The 23,303-nt window shown below is 47.3% G+C and carries 25 protein-coding genes, 1 tRNA gene and 1 pseudogene; 8 read left to right on the top strand and 19 right to left on the bottom strand.

The features are described from left to right. The first annotated feature begins 27 nt into the window (after positions 1-27). Both K2Q26_02655 and K2Q26_02660 read left to right on the top strand, forming a co-directional pair. On the top strand, positions 28-1,008 hold the full coding sequence (locus tag K2Q26_02655) for an NAD-dependent epimerase/dehydratase family protein (GenBank protein ID MBY0314392.1): 981 nt from the start codon (positions 28-30) through the stop codon (positions 1,006-1,008). Further along, positions 992-1,894, top strand: a complete 903-nt coding sequence (locus K2Q26_02660; GenBank protein MBY0314393.1) for a transglycosylase domain-containing protein — start codon at positions 992-994, stop codon at positions 1,892-1,894. Before K2Q26_02655 ends, K2Q26_02660 begins: the two co-directional genes overlap by 17 nt. Here K2Q26_02660 and K2Q26_02665 read toward each other — a convergent pair. Genes K2Q26_02665 through rmuC form a run of 4 tightly spaced genes read right to left on the bottom strand, consistent with a single transcriptional unit; the run spans position 1,884 to position 6,716 of the window. Further along, entirely contained in the window at positions 1,884-2,477 is a 594-nt protein-coding gene (locus K2Q26_02665) for a hypothetical protein (protein ID MBY0314394.1), read from the bottom strand. The genes K2Q26_02660 and K2Q26_02665 overlap by 11 nt on opposite strands. A 10-nt stretch (positions 2,478-2,487) precedes the next feature. Continuing rightward, positions 2,488-4,290 carry a translational GTPase TypA gene (gene typA, locus K2Q26_02670; GenBank protein MBY0314395.1) on the bottom strand — a complete coding sequence of 601 codons (1,803 nt, stop codon included), beginning with the start codon at positions 4,288-4,290 and terminating at the stop codon, positions 2,488-2,490. Between the two features lie 14 nt (positions 4,291-4,304). Then, positions 4,305-5,324: a tRNA dihydrouridine synthase DusB gene (gene dusB, locus K2Q26_02675; protein MBY0314396.1), complete on the bottom strand. Its 1,020-nt coding sequence runs from the start codon at positions 5,322-5,324 to the stop codon at positions 4,305-4,307. A 12-nt stretch (positions 5,325-5,336) separates the two neighbouring features. Further along, a complete protein-coding gene (rmuC, locus tag K2Q26_02680; protein ID MBY0314397.1) occupies positions 5,337-6,716 on the bottom strand; it encodes a DNA recombination protein RmuC in 1,380 nt (459 codons plus the stop codon). Between the two features lie 329 nt (positions 6,717-7,045). Here rmuC and K2Q26_02685 point away from each other — a divergent pair, with 329 nt between their 5' ends. The 4 genes from K2Q26_02685 (at position 7,046) to K2Q26_02700 (ending at position 9,588) form a co-directional block, all read left to right on the top strand. Next, on the top strand, positions 7,046-7,729 hold the full coding sequence (locus tag K2Q26_02685) for a hypothetical protein (GenBank protein ID MBY0314398.1): 684 nt from the start codon (positions 7,046-7,048) through the stop codon (positions 7,727-7,729). 117 nt (positions 7,730-7,846) lie between these two features. After that, entirely contained in the window at positions 7,847-8,329 is a 483-nt protein-coding gene (locus K2Q26_02690) for a hypothetical protein (protein MBY0314399.1), read from the top strand. A 72-nt stretch (positions 8,330-8,401) separates the two neighbouring features. Then, positions 8,402-8,476: transfer RNA gene (locus K2Q26_02695), tRNA-Asn, on the top strand. Positions 8,477-9,309: 833 nt separating this feature from the next. Continuing rightward, on the top strand, positions 9,310-9,588 hold the full coding sequence (locus tag K2Q26_02700) for a hypothetical protein (GenBank protein MBY0314400.1): 279 nt from the start codon (positions 9,310-9,312) through the stop codon (positions 9,586-9,588). Here K2Q26_02700 and K2Q26_02705 read toward each other — a convergent pair. The 5 genes and pseudogenes from K2Q26_02705 to K2Q26_02725 all read right to left on the bottom strand — a co-directional run bounded on the left by K2Q26_02705 (position 9,589) and on the right by K2Q26_02725 (position 12,993). After that, positions 9,589-10,059 (bottom strand): annotated as a pseudogene (locus tag K2Q26_02705) (recombinase family protein). A gap of 1 nt (position 10,060) precedes the next feature. Beyond that, on the bottom strand, positions 10,061-10,501 hold the full coding sequence (locus K2Q26_02710; protein MBY0314401.1) for a hypothetical protein: 441 nt from the start codon (positions 10,499-10,501) through the stop codon (positions 10,061-10,063). Between the two features lie 71 nt (positions 10,502-10,572). Beyond that, a complete protein-coding gene (locus K2Q26_02715) occupies positions 10,573-12,048 on the bottom strand; it encodes a hypothetical protein (GenBank protein ID MBY0314402.1) in 1,476 nt (491 codons plus the stop codon). Beyond that, complete coding sequence (locus tag K2Q26_02720) at positions 12,045-12,602, bottom strand: hypothetical protein (GenBank protein MBY0314403.1); 558 nt, start codon at positions 12,600-12,602, stop codon at positions 12,045-12,047. The genes K2Q26_02715 and K2Q26_02720 overlap by 4 nt, the downstream gene beginning before the upstream one ends. A 46-nt stretch (positions 12,603-12,648) precedes the next feature. Then, entirely contained in the window at positions 12,649-12,993 is a 345-nt protein-coding gene (locus K2Q26_02725; protein ID MBY0314404.1) for a helix-turn-helix domain-containing protein, read from the bottom strand. 55 nt (positions 12,994-13,048) lie between these two features. Here K2Q26_02725 and K2Q26_02730 point away from each other — a divergent pair, with 55 nt between their 5' ends. Continuing rightward, complete coding sequence (locus tag K2Q26_02730; protein ID MBY0314405.1) at positions 13,049-13,708, top strand: hypothetical protein; 660 nt, start codon at positions 13,049-13,051, stop codon at positions 13,706-13,708. Positions 13,709-13,803: 95 nt separating this feature from the next. Here K2Q26_02730 and K2Q26_02735 read toward each other — a convergent pair whose 3' ends face one another. The 7 genes from K2Q26_02735 to K2Q26_02765 form a co-directional block, all read right to left on the bottom strand. Then, positions 13,804-14,349, bottom strand: coding sequence for a recombinase family protein (locus tag K2Q26_02735; GenBank protein ID MBY0314406.1), 546 nt, complete (start codon positions 14,347-14,349; stop codon positions 13,804-13,806). Between the two features lie 409 nt (positions 14,350-14,758). Next, on the bottom strand, positions 14,759-15,283 hold the full coding sequence (locus K2Q26_02740; GenBank protein MBY0314407.1) for a hypothetical protein: 525 nt from the start codon (positions 15,281-15,283) through the stop codon (positions 14,759-14,761). Between the two features lie 8 nt (positions 15,284-15,291). Then, positions 15,292-15,633: a helix-turn-helix transcriptional regulator gene (locus K2Q26_02745; protein MBY0314408.1), complete on the bottom strand. Its 342-nt coding sequence runs from the start codon at positions 15,631-15,633 to the stop codon at positions 15,292-15,294. A gap of 150 nt (positions 15,634-15,783) precedes the next feature. Then, positions 15,784-16,908: a hypothetical protein gene (locus tag K2Q26_02750; protein MBY0314409.1), complete on the bottom strand. Its 1,125-nt coding sequence runs from the start codon at positions 16,906-16,908 to the stop codon at positions 15,784-15,786. Continuing rightward, positions 16,905-17,504: a hypothetical protein gene (locus K2Q26_02755; protein ID MBY0314410.1), complete on the bottom strand. Its 600-nt coding sequence runs from the start codon at positions 17,502-17,504 to the stop codon at positions 16,905-16,907. Before K2Q26_02755 ends, K2Q26_02750 begins: the two co-directional genes overlap by 4 nt. Further along, positions 17,504-18,586, bottom strand: a complete 1,083-nt coding sequence (locus K2Q26_02760; protein MBY0314411.1) for an ImmA/IrrE family metallo-endopeptidase — start codon at positions 18,584-18,586, stop codon at positions 17,504-17,506. The genes K2Q26_02755 and K2Q26_02760 overlap by 1 nt, the downstream gene beginning before the upstream one ends. Before the next feature lie 12 nt (positions 18,587-18,598). Further along, positions 18,599-19,246: a hypothetical protein gene (locus K2Q26_02765; protein MBY0314412.1), complete on the bottom strand. Its 648-nt coding sequence runs from the start codon at positions 19,244-19,246 to the stop codon at positions 18,599-18,601. Positions 19,247-19,597: 351 nt separating this feature from the next. On the opposite strand from K2Q26_02765, the gene K2Q26_02770 reads away from it, so the two are divergent. Next, on the top strand, positions 19,598-20,764 hold the full coding sequence (locus K2Q26_02770; GenBank protein ID MBY0314413.1) for a DUF5623 domain-containing protein: 1,167 nt from the start codon (positions 19,598-19,600) through the stop codon (positions 20,762-20,764). A 34-nt stretch (positions 20,765-20,798) separates the two neighbouring features. On the opposite strand, the gene K2Q26_02775 is transcribed toward K2Q26_02770, so the two are convergent. From K2Q26_02775 to K2Q26_02785, 3 genes are all read right to left on the bottom strand, one after another. After that, complete coding sequence (locus K2Q26_02775; protein ID MBY0314414.1) at positions 20,799-21,395, bottom strand: Eco29kI family restriction endonuclease; 597 nt, start codon at positions 21,393-21,395, stop codon at positions 20,799-20,801. Between the two features lie 30 nt (positions 21,396-21,425). After that, a complete protein-coding gene (gene dcm, locus K2Q26_02780) occupies positions 21,426-22,649 on the bottom strand; it encodes a DNA (cytosine-5-)-methyltransferase (GenBank protein MBY0314415.1) in 1,224 nt (407 codons plus the stop codon). 89 nt (positions 22,650-22,738) lie between these two features. After that, positions 22,739-23,299 carry a recombinase family protein gene (locus K2Q26_02785; GenBank protein ID MBY0314416.1) on the bottom strand — a complete coding sequence of 187 codons (561 nt, stop codon included), beginning with the start codon at positions 23,297-23,299 and terminating at the stop codon, positions 22,739-22,741. Between the last annotated feature and the right edge of the window lie 4 nt (positions 23,300-23,303).

The raw sequence follows: 23,303 nt of genomic DNA on the forward strand, positions 1-23,303 counted from the left end.
TGGTGAGCGGCTTGTTATGTAATCTAAATGCGAGTCCTTGTCACTGGAGCCACAGGTTTTATCGGTCAACATTTAGTCAACCGTCTGCTGGCTCAAGGACATCAGGTGAGCGTCCTCACCCGTCGCCCTCTCCCCCCCAACACTTTTAACGGCCCCGTTCGCTCCTGCATGGGAGACGTGACCGACTCTTTAAGCCTTCTTAATGCCATAGAAGGGCAAGAGCGAGTTTATCATTTGGCCGGCAAAATCGCGTATAAGGCCTCCGAGCGCAGTGAGATGGAAAAGGTCAACGTGGGAGGTACCCAAAAAGTCATGGATGCCTGCGTGACCCACAAAACTCCTGAGGTGATCTACATGAGCTCCGTTGTGGCGATTGGAGCCAGCTTTGATAAGACTGTCCTAGACGAGGAATCTCCCTACAATATTGCCCAGCTCAATCTTGGTTATTTCGAGACGAAACATAAGGCCGAGCAGATCGTAAAAACCGCATTTACACATAACAAACTGAATGTTTTTATTCTCAACCCATCGACGGTTTATGGGGCCGGTGATGCCACCAAAGGAAGTCGTAGCGTTCAACGGAAAGTCGCCAAAGGGAAATTCCCCTTCTACACTCCGGGTGGGGTGAACGTGGTTCATATCGATGATGTGCTGTACTGCTTAGAGCAAGTGCCCCTGCGCGGCCGACCCGGTGAGCGATATATCGTTGCCGGCGAAAACCTTTTGCTGAAAGATGTTTTTACCATGATTGCCAACGCGGCTGGAGTAGAGCCTCCCAAATATCGACTTCCCAAGGCGGCGATTAAACTTTTAGGAGTCGTCGGGGATGTTCTCGAGAATTTTGGACTGAAAGGACCCTTGAGCAAAGAGACCGCTTGGACCTCTACCCTGTACCATTGGTTTTCTTCCCAAAAGGCACAAAAAGAACTCGGCTTAAATGTAACGCCAGCTCAAACAGCAATTAACGAAAGCGTACAATGGATGAAGACCCATGGCTATCTCAACTGAGAATCCCTCAAAAACATCTCTGTTAAAAAAGATTTTTAGAACCCTCGGTTTCATCTTACTCTTAGGGCTGATATCACTAGGAATTACCGCGGCGGTGGCTTACGCCAATCTTCCCTCGGTCGAAAATATTAATTCCTGTTTTACGACATCCATGTACCAGGTAGAACTCTGTCCTAGTGGACCAAATTATGTGAAGTACAATCAACTTCCTAAACATCTTGTCAGCGCATTGATCGCCTCCGAAGACTCTAGCTTTTTCTTTCATAAAGGCTTCGATTGGGATGAGATCGAAGACAGTTTACAAAAAAGCTTCGATGCTGGTCGATGGGTTCGCGGCGGATCTACTTTAACTCAACAGCTGGCAAAAAATTTGTATCTTAGTAAAGATCGAACTCTCACCCGCAAAATTAAAGAATTCTACGTGGCGGGTAAGATCGAAAAAGTTCTCACTAAACCCCAAATTATCGAAAAGTATTTAAATGTCGTAGAATTTGGTGAAAAAATTTATGGGATTAAAAGAGCCTCGAATTATTACTTTCAAAAGGCACCGTCTCAACTGAGCGCCGCCGAGAGTGCGTACTTAGTTTCTCTCCTGCCCAGCCCGGTGAAATACTCCCGTGCCTATCGTAGCAAAAAAGAGCTCAGTTCATTTAATAAGAAGCGATCCCAAAAAATCCTGCATCTCCTTAAACTTCAAGGGAACTTGAGTGAGCCTGAGTTTGATTACGAGTCGGCTCGGATCGAAAATGGTCTTTGGACGCCAATGCCCGAGTTCCCCGAAGACGTAGAGACCGGAAATTTTTCAGACATTTACTTCCAGGAAAATGAATCTCAAGAGCCGCCCGCTCCGGATGAAAACGAAATGAGCGACGATCCTATTGAGTAATCAGTAAAGAGTTAATAATCGGATTAAAAGCACCGCCGGCAAAAACCGCCGAACAGGTCCGTTGATCTTGCTTGGCTACAGAAAACGTAACGATAAGGCTATGATTGGGCTGAAACTGGGGAGCGTAGAGGATCACGCAGGTTGTTTTTCGCGTTGATGTGTCACCCTGCTCAATGGCGATCATCTTACGAGACTTACCCTTAAAGTCCGCAGTTTCTAATTCACCCAGCTCCAAATCCCGAGCGTCCACAAAAGTACTCTTCACGTAGTCGCGGAATTCCGAATCTGTCTCGACCGACTTTGTCGTCGCATCAATCGTCATACCCATGTTGTAAATTGTGGTTTCAGCGCCCGTCAGTTTGAGGTAGGTCGACGAGCTCGCAAATTTTGAGGCAGTGACAGGAGCTTCCCCGTAATCCACTTTAATATTGAGCGGAGGAAGCTTATTGTCCTTGGCGTCTTGTTTAGAGATTTCAACTAATGTGTTTGGCAGCGGATAGACAGGTCGAATATTCGCCAAAGCTCCACTCACCCATAACAACCCTCCCGCAAAAATTAAAATTTTATTGAAGAGAGCTGTCATTAAAACCTCACTACTGTTTTGAATTTAGATTTTTCATTCTCATACGCACGTTCAGCGGAGTGATCTCGATCATCTCGCCGTCGCGGATCCATTCCATCGCTTCTTCGATGGTTGGAAGCTTCACTGGCGTTAAGCGAATCGCTTCGTCTGCGCCTGATGAACGAACGTTAGATAATTTCTTTTCGCGAACACAGTTGATCACAAGGTTGTTTTCCTTAGCATGCTCACCGACGATCATTCCTTCGTACACTTCCATTCCCGCATTGATAAAGAAGCGACCGCGATCTTCAAGGTGGAAGATGGCGTAAGGAGTGGTTTTGCCCATGCGATCAGAAACCAAAGCGCCGTTCAAACGATGTGCAATTTCGCCTTTAAAGGGTTCAAAACCAGCGAATTCACGGTTGAGCAAACCCATCCCTTTTGTGTCCGTGAGGAATTCGGAACGGTATCCAATAAGACCACGAGATGGGATCAAGAATTCCAGACGCATACGGTTCCCCAAAATCGGGCTCATATTCATCATCACACCTTTACGAGGTCCCAGTTTTTCCGAAATAATTCCTGTGTATTGATCAGGAGTATCGATAAATACTTTTTCCATCGGCTCGAGAACGTTTCCATTCTCATCTTTCTTAAAGAGAACTTGAGGCTTTCCAAGAATGAATTCGAAGCCTTCACGACGCATTTGTTCGGCAAGAACCGCGAGCTGCAATTCTCCGCGACCCAATAAACGCCAAACTTCGGGACGATCCGTGGGCATCATGCGAATCGCCACGTTGGTGAGAAGTTCTTTTTCAAGACGCTCGAGGATCTTACGAGACGTCACATGCTTCCCTTCCTTACCTGCAAAGGGCCCATCGTTCACAGAAATCGTAATTTCCACGGTCGGCTCATCCACTTTTAGACGAGGAAGCGGAGACGGTTCTGCGACAGACGTTAAGGTGTCGCCAATGTTAAAATCCTCAAATCCGGCAACGACAGCGATATCGCCAGCGGAGACTTCATCCACTGCTGATTGCTTCATCCCGTCGTACACAAATAAAGCAGTAACGCGAATTTTTTTATTCCCGTTCTCTTGGGCGATCAAAATTTCCTCGCCCACGCGAACTTTACCTTGGCGAACACGACCAATTCCTAAACGACCCACGAAGGCGTTATAGCCAATGTTGGAAATCATGATTTGAAGTGGTCCATCCACCTTCGCTTTGGGGGGAGGTAACTTTTCGATAATCCACTTATAGAGAAGTTCGAGAGATTTGTTCTCAGGAATGACTTCGGGATCTTCGGTCGCCATACCCTCACGCGCGATGGCGTAGATGCAGTCGAAGTCCGCTTGCTCTTCCGGAGCATCAAGATCGATAAAAAGATCAAAGATCTCGTTTCGTACTTCTTGAATACGAGCATCTTTACGATCGATTTTATTCATACATACGAAAACTTTAATTCCCTGAGCCATCGCTTTTTGTAAAACGAAACGGGTCTGAGGAAGTGGACCTTCGGAAGCATCCACAAGAAGAATTGCTCCGTCCACCATGTTGAGAACACGCTCAACTTCTCCACCGAAATCACTGTGCCCGGGAGTATCGACGATATTAATTTTGTAGTCTTTGTAGAACACGCAAGCGTTCTTGGCAGCGATAGTGATCCCGCGCTCTTTTTCGAGATCCATGGAATCCATCACTCGCTCGTCGAGCTTTTCGTTATCGCGGTACATTCCGCTTTGACGAAGGAGGTGATCCACTAAGGTCGTTTTCCCGTGATCCACGTGAGCAATAATCGCAATATTTCTGATTTTTTCGGGGGGTCGCTGCAAGTCGTTCATATAAATTAACCATGTCCTCCCATGAGAAATTCCTCATGGCTTGTGTCTAGTTTGACGTTTAAATCAATTTTAGAATAATAAGCGAGGATACTAGCATAAGTTTCCTCTGCTGTGCGAGTAGAAAATAGCTCTTTTCGGAACTGAGAAGAGTCTGGAAAACCCGCGGAGTACCACATTCCAAACTTTCTTAACTGAATTAAAATATAGCGTTCCTCACCATAGGCCACGAGCTCCTCGTAAAGCTCTTTAAAAAACTGAACATGGTCTTTTCTTGGGATTTCTCCCACACCATTCCACAAATTGAGCGCATCCCAAAAAATCCACGGGTCTTTAAGACATCCTCGGCCAATCATCACCCCGGCACATTGGCTCTGCTTTAAGCGTTCGACCGCTTGGCGAGCCGTGAGAATGTCTCCATTTCCAATGAGTGGCAGAGGAGCTTTCTGCGCCAGTTCGCTAATATAGTCCCAATCGGAGAGGCCTGAATATCCCTGGCTGCGCGTACGACCATGAATGGCCACCCACGTGACTCCTTCGTCATTCGCCAAATGAAGAACGTCCATGGCGTTCCGCTGGGTCTGATCCCAACCGGTTCGAATTTTAATGGTGAGAGGTATTGTAATTGCGGACTTTGCAGTACGAATCACGGTGCGCATCTGAATCAGATCTTTTAAAAGTGCGGCTCCTGCGCCTTTAGAAACGACTTTTTTCACCGGGCATCCAAAGTTAAGATCGACAAAGTCCGCTCCGTGATCTTGCACGCGCTTGGCCGCTTCCGCCAAGACTTCGGGAGTCTCTCCAAAGAGCTGAATTCCTACCGGGCGTTCCGAATGATTATAGCTCATCAGTTTAAAAGTTTTATCGCCACCATATTTGAGTCCATTGGCCGAAACCAATTCGCTAATCACAACACCCGACTTCATTCGGCGCATGACAGTGCGAAACGGTTGATCCGTAATCCCCGCCATAGGGGCAAGGATAAAAGGGTTCGCTTTTAAATGTTGGCGAAGTTGTTCAGAAGTCATCACTATCAAATCCTAGATTTCCGCCTCGGTTTCGGAGTCGTTATCCGTCGGCTCGGGCGCCGTCGAGACTTCCGAGAGTTGAGGTGTTTCTTGGCCCTCTTCATCAGGAGCCTCACTGGCAGCGTCTAACAATTCGGGGAGATCTTTCACACTTTTAGCCCCGAGTTTTTCCATACGCTTGGCTTGCACAATGATTTTTGAGTTCAATTGCCGTAAACCTTTATCGTACTGATCGCTGGCTTTCGAAATACTTTTACCGATATTCACAAAGTTTTCCACAAACTCCACGATACGCTTATGGAGCTCTTTCCCTGCATCCGAAATTTTTTCGGCGTTTTTCGCGAGACGCTCTTCGTTCCAGCCAAAACGAATGACTTTTAAAAGTCCCACAAACGTTGGAGGCGTGGCGATGAGAATTTTCTTCTCAAGAGCGTATTCCACCAGATCGGGCTGCGTTTCTAAAGCGGCATAAAGGAAAGACTCGTTGGGCAGAAACATGACGGTAAAGTCGGCCGACTCTTTGAGGAACTCATTATATTTACGCAAAGAAAGTTTTTTGATGTGATCTTTCACTTGCTGACCGTGACGACCCATCTCGTAGTTTTTTTGCTCTTCCGTGGTGGCTTCGAGCGCGGCTAAAAAGCCGTCGATCGGCGTTTTTGCGTCGACGACCACAATACGACCGCCGGGCATTTTCACCGTCATATCAGGAATCAGAATCTGCCCATCTACTGTGCTCTGATCTTGAAAGTTGACATCGGCGTACTCTGACATTCCGGCCAGCTCCACACAGTTTCTTAATTGCACTTCGCCCCAACGCCCGCGCACATGTGGCTTTTTAAGAGCATTTTTAAGGGAACGAGTTTCTTGAGTGAGTTGTGCGCTCCCCTCAACCACTCGGCGCAATTCCTCTTCCACCGCTTGATAAGAGCGAAGCCGCTCTTTTTCCATCTCACTCGTTTGCTTTTGCAAAGAGTCCAAGGTGGCTTTGAGCGGAGCTAATGTCCCATCAAACAAAGAGTGACGTTTATCGAGATCCGCCTTAGCGAGCTCCGTGTGTTTACTTAAAGTCTGTTGGGCAAACTCTATAAACTGTCGCGTTTGCCCTTCGAGCGTTTGATGAGACAAAGCTTGAAACGCATCCTTCATCTGTTGAGTGACTTCTTGAGCGTTGCGGTTCTTACCTTCGGCCTCAAAATACTTTTGTTGAAGTTCTTTGTTCTGCGATTCGAGAGAATTTAATTTTTGTGCGAGCTCGGCGTTTGTGGAGAGAGCGGCTTGACGTTGAGTTTCGGCTTCGATTTGTCGGACTTTTTGGCGATACATAAAGAACAAGATCACCACTGCAACTAGCCATCCTGATGCGATGAGAATGATTTCGAATGTGGTCATCTCGGCTCCTACCATTTACGTCGCGTTTTCTACGCATTAATTGCAGCGGGCCCCACCTTCAACGAGTATAAAAAATACATGCTTTTCTACACAATCCGAACAGAAAGACACAGCTTATTGGCCTCGGAAAAGCCCACATACAATTCTAATTAGTTCAATTTCCTAGCAAATATAAAAACGCTACGCATCTTCTACCGGAAAATGACTCCTTTGGCCATCATGTTCTTATGTTTTGTATAAAGAAATTAGACTTTATTTCCTTATGAAAACCGTTAAAAATGGTCTTCTGCCTCAGGGAGGCACCGGGGAAAAAGTATGGGGGAGAATATATGAGCTCGCGACGTGGTTCGAGTAGAGGCGCTCGTCAATTATTCAATAGCACTGAGGACAGACAAGGGAGCACGACATCTCTGTTTGTCAAAAATCACAAAAATCCAGATCATCTTTTGTCACAGATCGAAGCTTTGTATTTGCAGAATCAGACCGCCGAAGTTTTGCACTTGATCGATTGTGTGATCGAAAACAATTCCGACCTTTTAAATACGCCAGAGCTCTTCGTTCTCCACGCTAAAGCTCTGATTGAATTTCATGGTTTTGGCTACACGGCCGAAAGCCAGTTGTCACAAGCTCTCATCTTGGACCCTCAAGCGTCTTCGGCAACAGAACTTCAAAATTTGTTTGCGCTTCACGATGAGCTTCGCGATGGGCTCTATGCCAGCTGCGAAGAAAAACTAGGAGAACTCCTTAAGAAAGATCCTAAAAATGCTTTCGCTTTATTCCTTTTAGGGAATCATCTCTTATGGAAAACCGGTAGCACTCAAGAGGCCATCCAACACTTGGAAAAGGCGGTAGAGCTGCGCCCGTCCTTCCTCAAAGCCTGGGTAAGTCTCGCCATGGCGTACAAAAAGAACCATCTTTTTGTTATGGCGGAACAGGCGTTTCAAGAGTGTATTTCTCTCGATCCCAACCCGAACCAGCAAAGCTTTTATAAAACTCACCTCCAAGCTCTGTAGCTTGGAGCGCCGAGTTTAACTTCCTATAAAATTTTCCGTACGCCGCTATTGCATCGCGGGACTGAACTCCTTTGTGCTACATCTTTTCCCAGGGTCATTCATTAAAAAGGGGTTTTTATGAAAGCATTCTTGGTTCTTTCGTTTCTTTTCATGAGTTCATTGGCACAAGCCATCACTCAGGGTCAATGGACCGAACTCGTTCAAAAAATTATTGCTGACGGTAACAAAATGGAATTGCGCATTGGCGAAGTTCGATCGTTTTCCCATGTGGTCCCTGAAGACATCACGGTCTCTCGCGTGGCCAATTACGTCAGTGTCCTCGGCACCACCAACGAATTTGGCTTTTTCACGCCAAGACAATCGGCACTCACTAGCGAAACTTGGACCCATCAAGAGGGAATGTTATTTATCGTGGAGCAGTGGCACTTTTATCTCAATCCCGAAACCGGCGAACCGATCAACGTGGTTCGCACCGTGATGAAACACAACGATGGGTTGGTCACCTTTCTCCCCGACGAGCCGGTCGACGAAGCCAAAGCTATCGAGGTTTTTAATGCCGCGATTCAACACTGGATTCCCGCGATCATCCCTTCGCGTTAAAATCTTTCCAAGAGATTTTATTGCCTCGCGACGGTTTTTTATATAATTATTAGGGTTCACTGATTCTCGAGTTCAGGAGTAGCTCAGTGGTAGAGCAAGCGGCTGTTAACCGCTTGGTCGGGGGTTCGAATCCCTCCTCCTGAGCCATTTTTGAAAGTGGGCAAACCAACCGCCCCCTTGATTACCGATTGTCCGCATTCCTTAAAATCTAACAAGTTCGGATTCTTCACCCTCAGGGTGAGCGAGTAATCCTTATTGATCCGAACGCTCGCCAACACACCTTTGATGATTCGCAACCGGGCGGCTACGGGGAGTCCTTTGAAACCGCCAGCAAGTTTGTCCAAGGCACTCAAGATCGCAGAATGCGAAACTTGCTCAGGCTTGTGTCGCTTGAGGCTCTCAAGGTGTCCGATTTGTTTTTCGATGTTGGCTCGCTCGTTCTGTAGTCGAAATGCTTTGTCCCGCCACATTTGTTTTTCATCGGCTGACTGAGAGTTGAGTACCTCGTCCGTGATTTTGTCGAGCTGGGTAGTGATGTTGTCCATGCGCTTCCTTTCGTTACGAATCAGATCGTCATAGTTTGGTTGAGTAGACGCTGCTTGCCGATTGGCCTCATCGCAAAGTTCTTCGATGAGCTTTGGAGATTTCAGAAACCGCGCAAGCTCACGCAAGATATGCTGCTCAATCTTTGAGGCCGGCACTCTGCCGATTCCGCAGTCACACTTCGTGGCGTTGCTGTGTTTGTAATACGCGTATTTCTGACCGCTCCGACCTTTGCCACTTCCACCCGTGAACTTGTTGCCGTGATGACATTCCAAAAGGTTGGTCAGCACGTATTCGTGGTCCTTCCAAGTTGCAACTTTGAGACGAGTGAAATTCTCTTGAAGCAGTTTGCGAGCTTCCATCAACTTGTCGCGGTCAACAACCGGCTCCCACACAGCTTCAAGCAGCTGATACTGGTCGTTGTCCTGGAGCTTTGATTGATCTTTACCTTTGTTCTTCGGATTCATCTCGACGTGTCCCGCGATGTGGGGATTATGAATCCAATGTGCAAGCGCCTGAAAATTCCAAGGCTTGTCGCCCTCTCGATGCCACCCGCGCTCATTGATAATTCGGCACGTCTGTTTGAGCCCGCCGCCTTCATTCAACAACACATCGACAATCGAATTTGCAATTACACCTTTGGACTCACTTCGGACCAAGTGACCCGAGCGATCAGTCGCTTCAAGTCCGAAAGGAATTGGACCGCCAGTGTATAGGCCGCGACGACGGCGCTCTTTAGCTCCGGCAGTAACTCTTTCTGCAATTTGCTCACGTTCAAGTTGGCTGAACTCGATCATTAAGCTCAGAACCATTCGGCCCATTGCCGTTGAAAGATCAAATTTCTGTCGGAGCGTGATGAACTCAACGCCCAGGTCTTGAAAAAATTGAAGAAGATCAAGCCAGTCTTTTTTGCTTCGACTCAATCTTGAAATTTCGGTCATTATGACCGTGTCGATCAGACCTTTTTTAATGTCCACAAGTAGTCGGCGAAGAGCGGGACGGTTCAAATCTTTGCCACTGTAACCTTCGTCCACATACTCATCCACAACTTTGCCCCATCGCCCGAGATCATTGTTGAGTTTTTCAACATGACGACGACAGGCGGTGAGTTGATTTTTAATCGAGCCCTCTTCATTTCGTGCCTGCTCATCAGTGCTCACTCTGGCGATCAATCCGACTTTTTTCATATCAAACCTCCGTTATGATTCCATCAATGGCACTCCTCCGGTTGAGCAGGGAATCAAGCGTCTCTTCCTCTTTGGCTTTCGCGCCAACCCAAAGCTGTTGTTCGATTAACATCTCCCAAAGCAGTGGAGCAGTGTGCTCCGCGCTCGCCGCTGCAACTTCATAGTGAACAATCACATGATCCCAGTCGGGAGCGACAAACTTTGGGTTGTAGGCTGCTCGCCGTCGTTTGTTGTCGCAACTTTTGCAGAATGCGCTCGGACGATCACGCCCTTTGCTTGCAAATGCAGATTGCTCAAAGTGCTGACGGCAGCGCCTGCATTGCCGCACCAATGCTGCGGGTGCGGCTATCTTATCCCACGTCGCTCCATTAGAACACCGGACTTGTCGGCTCTCGAACCCATTGATTTCTGTGGGGTTCATTGTACCAAGAATAAACGACATTCCGATCCCAACCTTGACGAGAAGTCGGACCGGGGCGATGAATCTATCTCCCCACTGAGGGGGTAACGAAATTACTGTTCCTGATAATTGCATTTGATGTAGTCAGCCGCCTCTGCCATTTGTTTGGGAAGCAGTGACTCCTCAAGAAGTTCGTCGAACATTTCATCCGCAAATTTCATTGCCGAGGCATAGACCCATTCGGGTAATGCGTCGGCGTGAACCTGATACTTCAATGCTGCATAAGCAAAGATGTTCCGCCGCAGCTTGAGACTATCAATTCTGTCCAAACCGATTAACCGACGAATTGATTTATAATCTCTTCGATCATCTGCCTCCCTGTAAGTCTTGATTACCGATAGCGATCGAACAAATGCACGGTCGGCATCGGGAGAGATGTTGAGTAGGTCGATGACCTCCCTGTCTTCCAACTCTTTGACGAGTAACGGAGTTTGGCTTTCAAGCAGGCGTTTCTTGAGGACCGCCATATATTTGCTGAACGAAGCTGAATTGCCGAGGAACTCGATGCGAGGGGGGTTGAAGTCGGACCCCTTTTTGTTTTTATGCTTTAGTAGCCGGTCGTGTTCAACCTGCATCCATTCATCGAGTTCACCGCCTGCCGCAAGTAAATCTGTCATGTGACCGCGCACACTATTTTGAGTTTCACTGTCCGAAATTGGCCGAAGCTCCTCGCATGTGGGCAAGTTGCCGAATCGACGGACGTGCTCCGCCATAAACTCTGTGGCAACCTGCTGAATGTCCGGCGGTAAGGAATTTATTATTTTCAGGTGGGATGAGGTTGGTTCTACTACTTCTCCGTTAGTAGTAATAAAACTCATTCCCTCCGTACCTTTTGAATTGTTCTCCTTGAGATTTGAATCATTGAGATCGGGTTCATTTAAGTTACTTCCATTTAGTGAGGCACTTGGACCGCCACCCCCAAGCACACTTGCACCCAGAAGTGGTCCATTTGGACCCCCCTTGTGAGCCATGTTGACCCCTGTCCCGGGAACGTTCTGCCCCTCTATCCGTCTCATGTAGTACCTGTCTTTGTTATTTGCTAAGTGGAGCCCGTAACTTTCTGGAGAAGGAAGTTTCTTGGGAGAAGTTATGTAAGGACCAACATTGCGACTGCCGTCACGTCCCTCTTTTCTGAGTTCTTCAAGTTTCGCAGAAGCATCGTCGTACTTTGAAAAGATAAGCGGAATGTTGTCGTATCCTTCGTCGCGTAAGGGCTTTCGGTGAATGATGTACTGAAGATTGACCAAGCCAACATCCGCCAATTTTCGAACCCAACGCTTGAGGGCCTTTCGATCCATTTTTGCTCTGAGACAAAGGACATCCCACCCAACGGAACAGAATCGCTTCTGCCTATTCACTAGCTCGAGGTTCCACGATTCCAAGATGGCTCCGTAAACCCTGTGCGCCGGTGACTTCAATCCGCCGATCCCGTGATTTACGAAAATGTGGAGAAGTTTGGGTACTGGGTCTTCTATCTCGTGATGTTCTTTTGGCGGCTGTGAAGGCGCGGACTTCTTATCATTTTTCATAAGTCCGCCATCGCCGCTTGGGTCTGAAAATCCTCATATAGTTTTTGTATCCAGGTGTCCGCTTCACCCTTGAAGTTAATCTGTTTGTGATAGACGTATTCGAGATCGAAATCGAATGTTTCGGGAGAATCATCCTGTTTGAGATTCTGATAAGACCGGTAGTAAGTACCGTCATCATCCGGCTTGACGTAGCAATTTAGACGAAGCTGTCTCTGCGCCTTGATTGCTGGAGTGATGGCTCGCCGTCCGGTATTGATAGCCACCTGAAGCGCGTGTTCGGAATGAAGTTGGTGGGGAGGAACAAATTTGCCAGGCTCTTTTTGCTCATGCCAAAGTGAGATTGCTTCAATGTATTCGTGAGGAGCGAATCCATGCTGTCGTGACACCCTTGTAGCAAAGATAAAATCGTCGAGATCACGCTCACTAATCTTCTTCTTTACGACGATTCCATTTAGCTCTCGACCCACCCTTCGGTATTCACTGATAAAGCCGTGAACCGTCTGAAGGGTCGGAATCTGAGCTTCCGCTAAAAGGTCATTTGGTTCTTTGGTCAAAAAAGTTACTACGTCTTGATCCCTGTCCAGGTCTGAGAGCACAGCCTTATGCATGGTGTACCTCTGCGTGATGCTTTCTTTCGATCCACTCATCGAGATGTTGCTTCTCGAAGCGAACAAGCCGGCCGACCTTCATAAAGGGCAGCTCACGTCGGCGCGTGGCGGTACGAAGGCGAGATACCTTAACTCCCAAGTACGACGCGGCTTCCGAGGTGTTCATCAGTTTAGCTTCTTTTAGTTTCTCCATTATGTAAGCCTCCGTGTTGCCTAGTTTCGGCAAGTGTTGTTTATTGCTGTCGATGTATATCAAGGTGAGCAAGAGTCGTGAGCTGGAGAAGTTAGGGAAGTTCTTGGGAATTTCTCCACCCCCTGCTATCGCTTCATCCGACATAAGGGACTTCAAGGACCGATTTGAATCTCAAGTGCAGAAACTGGTTGGCGACGACATGATGTCAACAACGCGCGGCCAACTTCTCCCAATCAAAAAAGTTGCTGAACAGGAATCGCTGAAAAAACTCGGCACTCTCGAATCCGACAACTTCCTTTTGGACGACCTGGTTCGAGGCATGACCGGTATCTGGCTTCAACTAAGAATCAACAACGACCTGGGGTATGATCCCGACGACCTCATTGCAAAATTGATTTTACTTTCAAACTTGATGCGCCGACATGACCCTGAAAAGGCATTTGGTTCGCGTTCCAAAGAGGATCGAGATCAGGTCTTAGCTCCAACGCTAAAACTTGAGAACGGCTTTCAAAAATTGTCGGATAGCCTGGATTCATCCCAACTACCGGAAGAAATTCATCTTCAGTTCTTGGATGCAAAAACCTCATTCGAAAAATTCTCATTCTCGATTAATCATTATGCACAGACAATCGAGCGGGACGAAAAACTGATTGAGAATCTTTACGGTTCTTTAATCACCTTACTTGGCTCAAAATCTAAGGCTACTGAATTGGTCAACCATCTCGCGTCAGATCTTCAATCGCTTGGATTCAAAGTCCGAGATAAGTTTGAGCATAAAAAGTGGACTCGTCAGGTTCGCGAGAATCAAAGAAATCGTACGAGTAGGTCCCCTTTGCTAAACGAAAAGTTTAGTCCGTAACCCCATGTCCTTTTGGTCTCCGGACAGAATTTTACCGACAGCCTAAAGTGAGACTATCCAGTCTCAGTGACTCCTAAAAGAAGACACTCCGGGGGCTATTTCAGTAATTGGTGGAGACGGCTAGTCGATATACCAGTCTCTCTGGAGATCACCGCAAGTGATTTACCTTCCGCCCTTAGAACGCGGGCTTTTTGGACTTTTATTTCGCTATGAATTCTTGGTCTGCCACCGACGATCCCTTTTTCTCTTTTTGCGGCAAGAGCAGCTTTTGTTCGCTGACTGATAAGAGACCGTTCAAGTTCGCTTACTGAAACAAGGATTTGAGTTACCAACCGACCGCTGATGGTTGAATAATCCAGCCCTTCGCGCAGGCTCTTCAAGATCACACCACGCTTTTCAAGACTTTCAATCAAGGTCAGAATTTCACTTGTTTTACGGCCGAGTCGATCAAGGCTTGAAACGATAAGTTCGTCTCCACGTTGAAGTTGCTGAACCAATTTCTCAAGTTCAGGTCGCGCCTTAGCACCGCCTGCGGTCTCTTCAATAAAAATTGCGTCGGGATAGATCCGGCGAAGATTGATGACCTGATTGTCGGTTTCTTGGTTTGAGGTGCTTACCCTCGCGTAAACGTATTGTCCCATATCTACTATCTTCACCGTTATGTGAAGGGACGGCACCGCGTTTATTGAAAACGAACGTTTACGGAATGGTTCAGCGGTTCAAAGGGAACCACTTCATGAGGCATCGGAGACACTAGAGATGTGCTTTTGGCTCGCAGGAGAGAGCGAATACGACGATTGAACTGCTGCCCTCGCCCAAGTTCCCTAAAATCAAACCGGACATGAATAGGGCGAGATCCCGGGTGTTTTTAGGCACGTTCTTCACACGCTATCTGGCTTTTTGATATGCCCAACTGAACTCATGTAAATTCAATGAGTTATGGCGCTCTTAGATAAGGTCGGCATGTGCTAAATCACGCTATTATTGGGGGGCCCCTGAAAATGTCCGGTCGTGTCCGGTTATGTCCTGAGTTGACCGCATTATTCGCCCTTAATTTGCGTCCCGCAGTTTCGATCCAGTATCTTTCAGTTGCCCAAGACACTGCCGAGGATACTCCAATACAACTTGAATTCGGCCTACGAGAGCGCCCCCCTGATAAACCACGGCCTGCATGAAATCGAACTTCTTGCGGAGGTCATCAAAGCACTTTCGGTATTTTGGGTGAACGACGAGCATCAGGTTGCCTTGCTCTTTGTCGGTATACGCAAAGTAATAATAGCCCTCGTCGTAAATCTCATTTTTCAAATCCACCATGTCCGTTGCAATTTGCATGATGTATCGCTTGCGCGTGACTTGAGGGCCGAGCTTGTCGTCGTTCTTCTCTAGCTTTGATGAGTGCGGCAGCGGTGGGAAGTGCTGATGCTTAACCATACCTTCCCATTGCTTCCAAAGATCGTGATCTGCTCTCGCCCCACCGGGCGGTGATTCAATTGGTCCAAGATACTTCTTTTTGGACTCTTTGGCTGTCACGGTAACGGATGCAAACACTGCAATAATCAATAAAGTTGCTCTCATGGTTTCTCCTAATTCTTCCGTTTGAGTCGACGGGCTGAAATCTCAAAGATGCCGGAGAAGCTTGGATCTGGTTCGCCCTCAAAGAGTTCAGTCATTGAAATATCTTTTGGGTTGATCTGGCTTTGATTGCCGGTGAGTAGCCACTCAAAGTCGGTTTTTAGGGCGCGAGCCAATTTCTGAACGCAAAGCAGGTCTGCGGGTTGTGATCCAGCCAGCCAGTCGTTGATTGTCGATGCGGTAGTTCCGGCAATGTCGGCAGCTGTCTTTTGAGAAAGCCCGCGCTCCTCAAGAATCGCTTTTAGATTCTTAGAGAATGGGCTTTGAACTTTCTTTCGGGTTGGCTTGGACACAGGCGAACTCCTCCAGCCAGATCAATCGGCTCAAAAGGAACCGACCATCAGAAAAATCCGGTTTGCCGAATTGATCCGGTTCTTCTTATCTTCACTGGAAGGGATTTAATTGGCACTGTGACGAACCAACTCGAACCGTTCTAATCTGAATTAGTCTTCAAATTTTTTCACAGCTTTTTCTTCAACAGCAATGACCCCGCTTAGGGGAACGTTCCGAAGATTGAACAGACGTGTGCGTATGTCGTGGCTACAAGCCTGATGAAAAGAATCAATGTGGCTGCCCACATATATAAGAAAATCTGTTAAGTTGTAGTCTGAAACTAGCTTTTTCAAATCGCGATAAGGCAGAGCTGCATCAACATGCGCGGCAAATTTATTGCGAATCTCCCGCGCACCGGCCTCATGTTGAGGATCCACAGTGCTGGAAGCCGCCAACAAAATGGGATGCCCCTTATATTTACCGTTCATCCATTTCGTTAAAAGACTTTCGTGCCTTGAATCATCATACAGATTGTCGAGCAAACTGAAGGAATCAACCACGATCAGAGACCAAACAATTTCGTGCAAAAGATCATTTTTATGAGAGTAATGAGCCAACCCTGCGAGCATATCCAGAAAATCTATAACGCTCAAAATCGCCATCGCCTTTTCTTGGTCAGGATGACAAGCAAGCATACCCAGTGTGTTGCCGCGAGTGATTGCAAGAGAGTCCGATGACATAGTCGGCGAACCAGATCCGAGGTTGGCAGCAGAATTAAATTCTCCAATTACGGAATCAATCGCTGCGTGATCGGGACGTTGCCATTGAAATTGTAATGGTCCAGACAAAATCGACATGACTGCGATCATGTCATCGACAAAGACGTTGATACTAAGGAGATCCACAGAGTTCCAGTTGTCGATAATAGAATCTATAGTTTCTTCTTGGCGATGGGCGGAGACCTTGTCCCGTACTGATTCATAAACGCCTCTGTAGTCAGCATCTAAACGCGCAAACTTCTCATCGAGTTGGTCTCTTATTTTTTTGTCTATCAACGACGATTTGAAAAGTGAGTTCTTTAGCCGCCGACCAAGCTCAATGAAGGAGTCCACTTGAAGGTAAACAGCTCGAGCAATGACACGCTTGTGATAGTCATTCTGAAGTGACGTTACTGCCTGTTTTGTCGTATCTGCTCTGCGAGCCAAGTATGAGAGCTTCATTAGAAGATTGAACTCAGTGGGCTGAAGTGAATCGATCATTGCTTTTCTTTTGGGTGGTAGGGGCTTAGCTGTCATGCCTTTTCGCCTGAAGACAAAAGCTCAAAAAGTCGTTCATAGGTTGCCCCATTCGGCGCATTGTTCAGGTATTCCATTATTTTTTCTTCAGAATTGGCAACTTCGGTCATGAAACTATGTTCGCGTTCCTTTTGTTGGGCCAGCATTTGAGCCTGCGGATGTTCGGAATTCAGAAGTCGCAAGATGGCCTGCTCACCAGCCTCACCGCGTTCTCGATGGTATGTGTAATTTGCGGAGCCGTGCTCTTGGAATTTTTGATCAAGGATCAATACGGGGCCAGGAAGTTGTCCATTATTTGGATTTGCAAGCGCGACATCTATCTTCCGCCCTCGATACTCAAGCCAGCCATGCGAGATCATAAGATCATCGGTGCCGTCATTTACAAATCCAATCACCGCATCGATTTCAATGTTGAATTCTCGGTGAAGAATCGCTTTGAGAAGAAATGTCATGTGGTAACAGGCCCCTTGAAAGTCGTGGGCACGGATGATTCGATCGTAGGCTTTCTTTGAAAGATCGAAGATGATTCGCTCTTCGCTAGAGAGCGATGAAATAAAATCTTCTATTTCTTTTTTTCGATTCTTGGCTTGGCCCACTAGACCAGCCGTAAATTTGCCGATGGTGTTTTGGTTGAGCCCGTTGGCCGTCCGCCGGGAATGGCAGTCATCAAAAGGCTGAACATCAGAGAGCTCAGTTCATCGGTGTGGATGTTGAGATCACGAGAGAGGTCGTTTCTGTTGATACCGGCCTCTTTCAAGGCAGCAAACACCTTTGGGAAGATTTGCGGAATCTCCTGAGCAATTCCGTTCGGCTCCGACTTTCGATACCCACGGGTTGAAATCTCAATACAAAACTTTCGGTACAACCAGTCTGACAACATTTGCACCGAATGGAGTCGGTGATTGAGTGCCGCCACAGAAACATTCCAATTCTTTTTTATTTTGATCATTTGATCGAGAGTTATGAATCTGCTCCCAAGCGCAAGCACACTTGCCCTCGGCATTAGAAATGCTGAGGCAAAGCGGTCAGCCTCTAGCTCAGCGTCGCGGCCTTGTGGTTTGCCATGTTGGTGCAACACAAGGTGACCAAGTTCGTGAGCAGCGTCAAATCGGCTTCGCTCGGCGGTCTTAGTGACATTCAATAAAATAAATGGAGTTTTGCCTCTCCAAAAACAAAATGCATCCACCTCAGAATCTTTTGAGGGAAGAGAAAAGATTCGTGCGCCACGAGATTCAAGCAGGTGGATCATGTTCTTTATTGGTCCCTGTCCGAGTCCCCACTCTGCACGGAGAGCCTCTGCTGCCGCCTCTGGATCATATCCACGAAGATCAGGGAGTGATGCTTGCGGTAGATTAAATCGTTCTGACATCCACTCGTTTATTAGAGTGGCAAGCTCTCCCGCCGCAAGCGCAGAGTCTCTTTTGAACGCAGGTAGAGTTGTCAGCGCCCTGAAGCTCGCACTTTGTGGAGCAACTTCGGGAATGTCAGGGCCGAGAAAAAATCCTTCGGGGAAGTTCAACTCTTTCACAAGAAGGCGAAGCGTTTCTTCAGATGGTTTTGAGTCACCCTTTTCGTAAGACAATAGGATCCGATCACTTATCCCAATAGCTTCGGATAAGTGCTTCTTTGAAAGCCCACGCCTTTTTCTGGCAACAACCAGTCTGGAAGAATTAAACATTTCACCTCAATGTTAAAACTTACGAGTAACTTCGACAACTATATCGTCAGCCTCCTCGACCGATTGATCAATCTTCACTGCATCATCTTCAAGGGTAATTGGTGCAAATAAAATGCGTTCCTTCCACTCAACAACTTGACCGTTTTCTCCAAGACCCGAGGGCAGTGAAAGTTCAAATCTAATTTCATGGGACAAGCGGCGGACTACTAGATACCAGGTCAGCATAGTGCCGCTCACTTTATTCAGCAGGCGCGCACCAAGGAGGCTCTCGTCAAACCCAAGTTGCGTGAAATTCATTTCAACAACAGCGGCGGTCGCGGCACCTTTTGTGTATTTGGATTTTAATTCACCGGCCTCAATGCCCGTGCCTTCATCCCCAGTAGTGACCGCAATGGATACAGTGCCCTTCGGATGAACAACAGTTGGAAGTCCTCCGTCCTCACGTTTGGTCCAACCTTGCGGGATCAGTCGATCTCTCAGAGTCTTTACTGTTTCTGCCCAACCCAGGAGCCCCGGCGTTGTACGTGGATGGTTTGCCGTGCAAGTCAGCCGCACTCGTTCACCAGCTTCAACGGCCTCCCGCAGAATTTCTTCGGTCACGCCAAGTGCGTGAAGGCGATTGCTGACTTCGATCGGTTTTGTGATTAAAACTGTATTCACTTAGATCCCCCCTTATACCGGACTTCGGTTTATTCAATCTCATTTGAGGTCGAAAAAACCGAAGTGTCAAGAGTCCCACCCCAAGATTTTCATGACTCTACGGGCAACACAGCGATTCGCAGCGCATTAAGTGCTTAGAGTAAGGGCTTAACGTTAAGCCCCTGAAATTGACCGAATTTCGGATACAGCGTAAGATCATCTTCGGTTTTGGCATAAACCGGCCGCTTGCCAGTAGCGAAGCTGTTTCAGCAATGCCTCGAAGTACGATGTGATTGAACTCTTTAACCTTTTGATCTCGGTTGGAGTTTGGTGGGCAAGTGACAAGTATCCGCAGAGAGAACGAGGTTTTAGATGAAGTCATCAATCGATGTCCATTCGGTCGCTTATGTAAAGCGCAACGCCAAAAGAATTAAAAAAGAAAAACAAGTTTCGCATCACGAGGCTCTTGATCTTGCCGCTAAAGCAGTTGGAGCTGCCAACTGGAAGCACTTTCTCCGCGCTGGCAATGAGATTCCAAGGGCGATCGCCGTGACTACTCAAAGGGCTCCTAAGCCGCTGACTGTTGCATTCAATGTCATGTTCGGCGGGCGACGAGTTCGACCGAATGTCAAAATGCCGATTGCGAGTCACAAAGAGATCGGTGCGCTACTGGATGAGGTCTTAGCCCACACGCGCTTACGAAAAAGCGTTCACAAACTCATCGACTCGGTCCGATGCGAATTAGACGATTGGGTTCAGCACGAGTATCCCACACATGCAGAAATGTCTGATGAGGATTTTCGCGAGATGTATTACGCCCACAAAACAAAAGTGCCGCTCAAAAAAACGATCTCAAGAGAAGAAGCTGACCAACTCATCGAAAAACTTGGTGCAGCGAGACTGACACTTTCATTTTACCCGGAGTGTCCGCCGTTGGAGAAGATGCTCAAAAAGATTGATCTCACGATCTCGGGGCTTTCAAAGTGGTCTGGCGTGGTCACAATAGCTGACAAGCAAGCCAAGCAACTCAAACGGGGCACCGTCATTCGCGTAAAGCCGCTTCAGATTGATGCCGTTGTCATCAAGGAAGACATTACCAATGACACCGTGGAATTCTATTCTGACAGTGGGCCCGGTGTTTGCGTCCGCGATGAAGTGAAGGTCTATCGTCAACAGCCAGGATCTACGCGACTCCCGATGCGATTGACTCTGCCGTATGGGAAGTGGATTTGTGAAGATGGATCAGAGGTTTTATTCAATCGCGATTACAAACCGATTTGGGCTAAACTGCCGAATGGCGAGGTGAAGGACATCGAGCCAAATACTTGGGTCAAAAACAAAGACTGCATCTATTTCTTTGATGATTCAAACCCGCCTTGGGCCAAGAAGAAAACTCGTGAGATGTGTTTTGGGGTTTTGGTTGAATGGGGTGTGGCAGATCGTATTCCTAAAGCCCTTGCTGAATACTATGAACTTGTTAGGACTGGAATTAAGCCAAAACCTACTGAAGTAAAATTTAAATTCCCATTTGCTGTTTGAGGCAATGATTTTAGGGCCCCGCAAATGTGGGGCTCTACTTCAACTTATATATTTTGAAATGTTCGACCAATGATTTTTCAATAAGTTCGGAAGCTCTGCCTTTGGGAAGTTTTTCGGCAAAGGCGCGACCCGGATGAAGCATATCCCAGTCAGATCGAGCTTGCTTGAGTCGTCCGCCTCCTGGGTGGTGAATGCCAAAGCCTGAAATAAATTTGTTCCAGATAGGTTTGTAATGATCGATGAGAATAGCTTCGGCTGCGTTCGTAAACTCTGGAACAACAAGAAGCCATCGACATTCAAAATCTTTTAGATTGAGTGTCGGAGAGGCCGCTATTGTTTTTGCATGTTCGCGTAACCGCTTAGTTACGAAATTCGAAGATGCTTTCTTAGGATCGCCACCACCTTTTCGTCCACCAGGCACTACGGCCTTCCCAACATATATCGGATACTTTTTTGATTTTGCTAGGGGCGAATAGGCTTTATGATTACCAACGTAGTAGAGCGCATATACGCCGCATCCAACATCAACGTTTGCCGGCGGGAGCTCTAGAAGCTGTTGCTTCTCGAAGGTCGAGACAAGTAGGTCGCGGACATTTTCTTTGAAGGGATTAAAAATTTTAGCTTTTGCCACCCTAACATTGTGGCATCACAGCAAAAACCTCTAAAGGCCCAAATCCAATTGATCTGAACTTCTCGACCTGTTCTCTACGTTCGACTGGCGCGAGCGAGTCGCGAGGTCCTTCTTCATCTTGGATAAAAGTATTGAAGCCAGCCTTACTGGTACAGCGTTGCCAATCTGTCTCATGGCCTCTGATCGTGAGCCAAAAAAGAAATAGTCATCTGGGAAGGTTTGCATACGAGCAGCTTCTCGAACTGAAAAATAACGAACGGAGCCATCTTCGTGAAGAACCATGTTCTCACCACCTGGACAGCCATGCACTCCGGCTTTCAAAGTTTTCGCGGGCTGATCAATGTGGCTACCTGTATGTCCTGGATAAACACGCGCACCAGGAATGCCGATGTGATTTTGAAATTCAGAATGTTCTTTGCCGTCTTTAGGAGTGGGCAGACCGATCAGCGCATCTCGAACGGTCATATAGGGCTGAAGCAGTGGTTTAGACTGAGCAAGAGCCTTCAGTCTTCTCTCAAGTTCCTTGGGCGCAGTTCGCTTTTTCAGTCCGTGTTTTTGAAAGTAGGCTCCGGTGATATATTTGTCATAAAGAAGCGCATCTGCACCATGTGTTGCAAGCGGGAACTCGAATTGAAAGCCAAGATCAGAGCGTATACCGACGATGAAAAATCGCTCCCGACTTTGAGGAACTCCGAAATCAACGGCGTTTAATAGCGAACTCACAACATTGTATGACTTCTTCGGAGACTTAGAACTCAGTTTTCTCAGGCGAGGAAGTTGCTTTTGCCAATCATCATCATTGAGTGGACAGCCTTCGATATGTTCGAGCTGCAAATGAACATACTCAACATAGTCTTTGAATCTGTTAGACGTGATACCCTTAACATTCTCAATCAAAAAAGCCTTGGGTTTAGTTTTTGATAAAACGCGCAGGTATTCCGGGAAGAGATCACGAACGTCTTCATGTCCATTTTTCTTGCCGCCGATTGAAAAGGGCTGACACGGAGGACCTCCAACTAAAACATCGAAGGCTTCAGGAATCTGATCTACGTTAAAAACTCTGATGTCGGTTTCGAGAATACGATTTGGTGCGAGTCCAAAGGAACTTTGAGAATTTCGGCGTAGCGTCTCGCAGGAGTTCTTCTCCCACTCCAAGAATAAAATTGGCGAGATCCCAGCCTGGTGAGCACCAAGTGCAAGGCCGCCACCGCCAGCGAATAGTTCGACTGATTTTAGACTTTTAATTTTTGCCACGATTCCCCTAAAGCTGATTAGAGATGAGACCATGATGCGTTATATGGGTCAACAATTGGGACCCCCCATCGAATTCGATTTGTTGGGCGCTACCCCTTGAATCTTTTGAGAATTTTGTAGATGGCAGGGCGGCTCCAACCGTTGCATTTGTTCTTTGATTTTACTCCGGACGAGTTCAGTGCCTTTGCAATTTCACCGTAACTTGCGCCTGCCACTTTCATGGCAGCCATCCTTTTGATTGTCCGCAGTTCGGATTCACATCGGACAACCTGCCCATGAATTAGGCGTTCGCCAAAGGCGAGCTGACCCTTGTTGCAGCGCAGTTCTTTTCGGGCCTGGATCTCGAAGCCGAGATCGGCCAATGCCGTACCAACTGTTGATCGTGAACATCCCCTTTCGCGGGCAATTTGATTCATCGACTTACCCAGAACCATATACTGCTCATGGAGGTAGTCCTTGTCGAAATGACGAAAAAATGTGAGCTTATCGGTAGTTAAGCTTAGGGCAATGCTGGGGGCGATGGGCGAACCTAGCGTCGGATGGCCCGAGCCAATTTTTTCGAGATACAGCCCCGATTCAGGGGAAACAAGAATAGAAAAATAAAAACAAACAGATACGAAGCAGAAGGCTTCTCTGATCACTTTGCTCAAATCA

This window comes from Bdellovibrionales bacterium, from assembly GCA_019750295.1.
GTDB lineage: Bacteria > Bdellovibrionota > Bdellovibrionia > Bdellovibrionales > JAGQZY01 > JAIEOS01.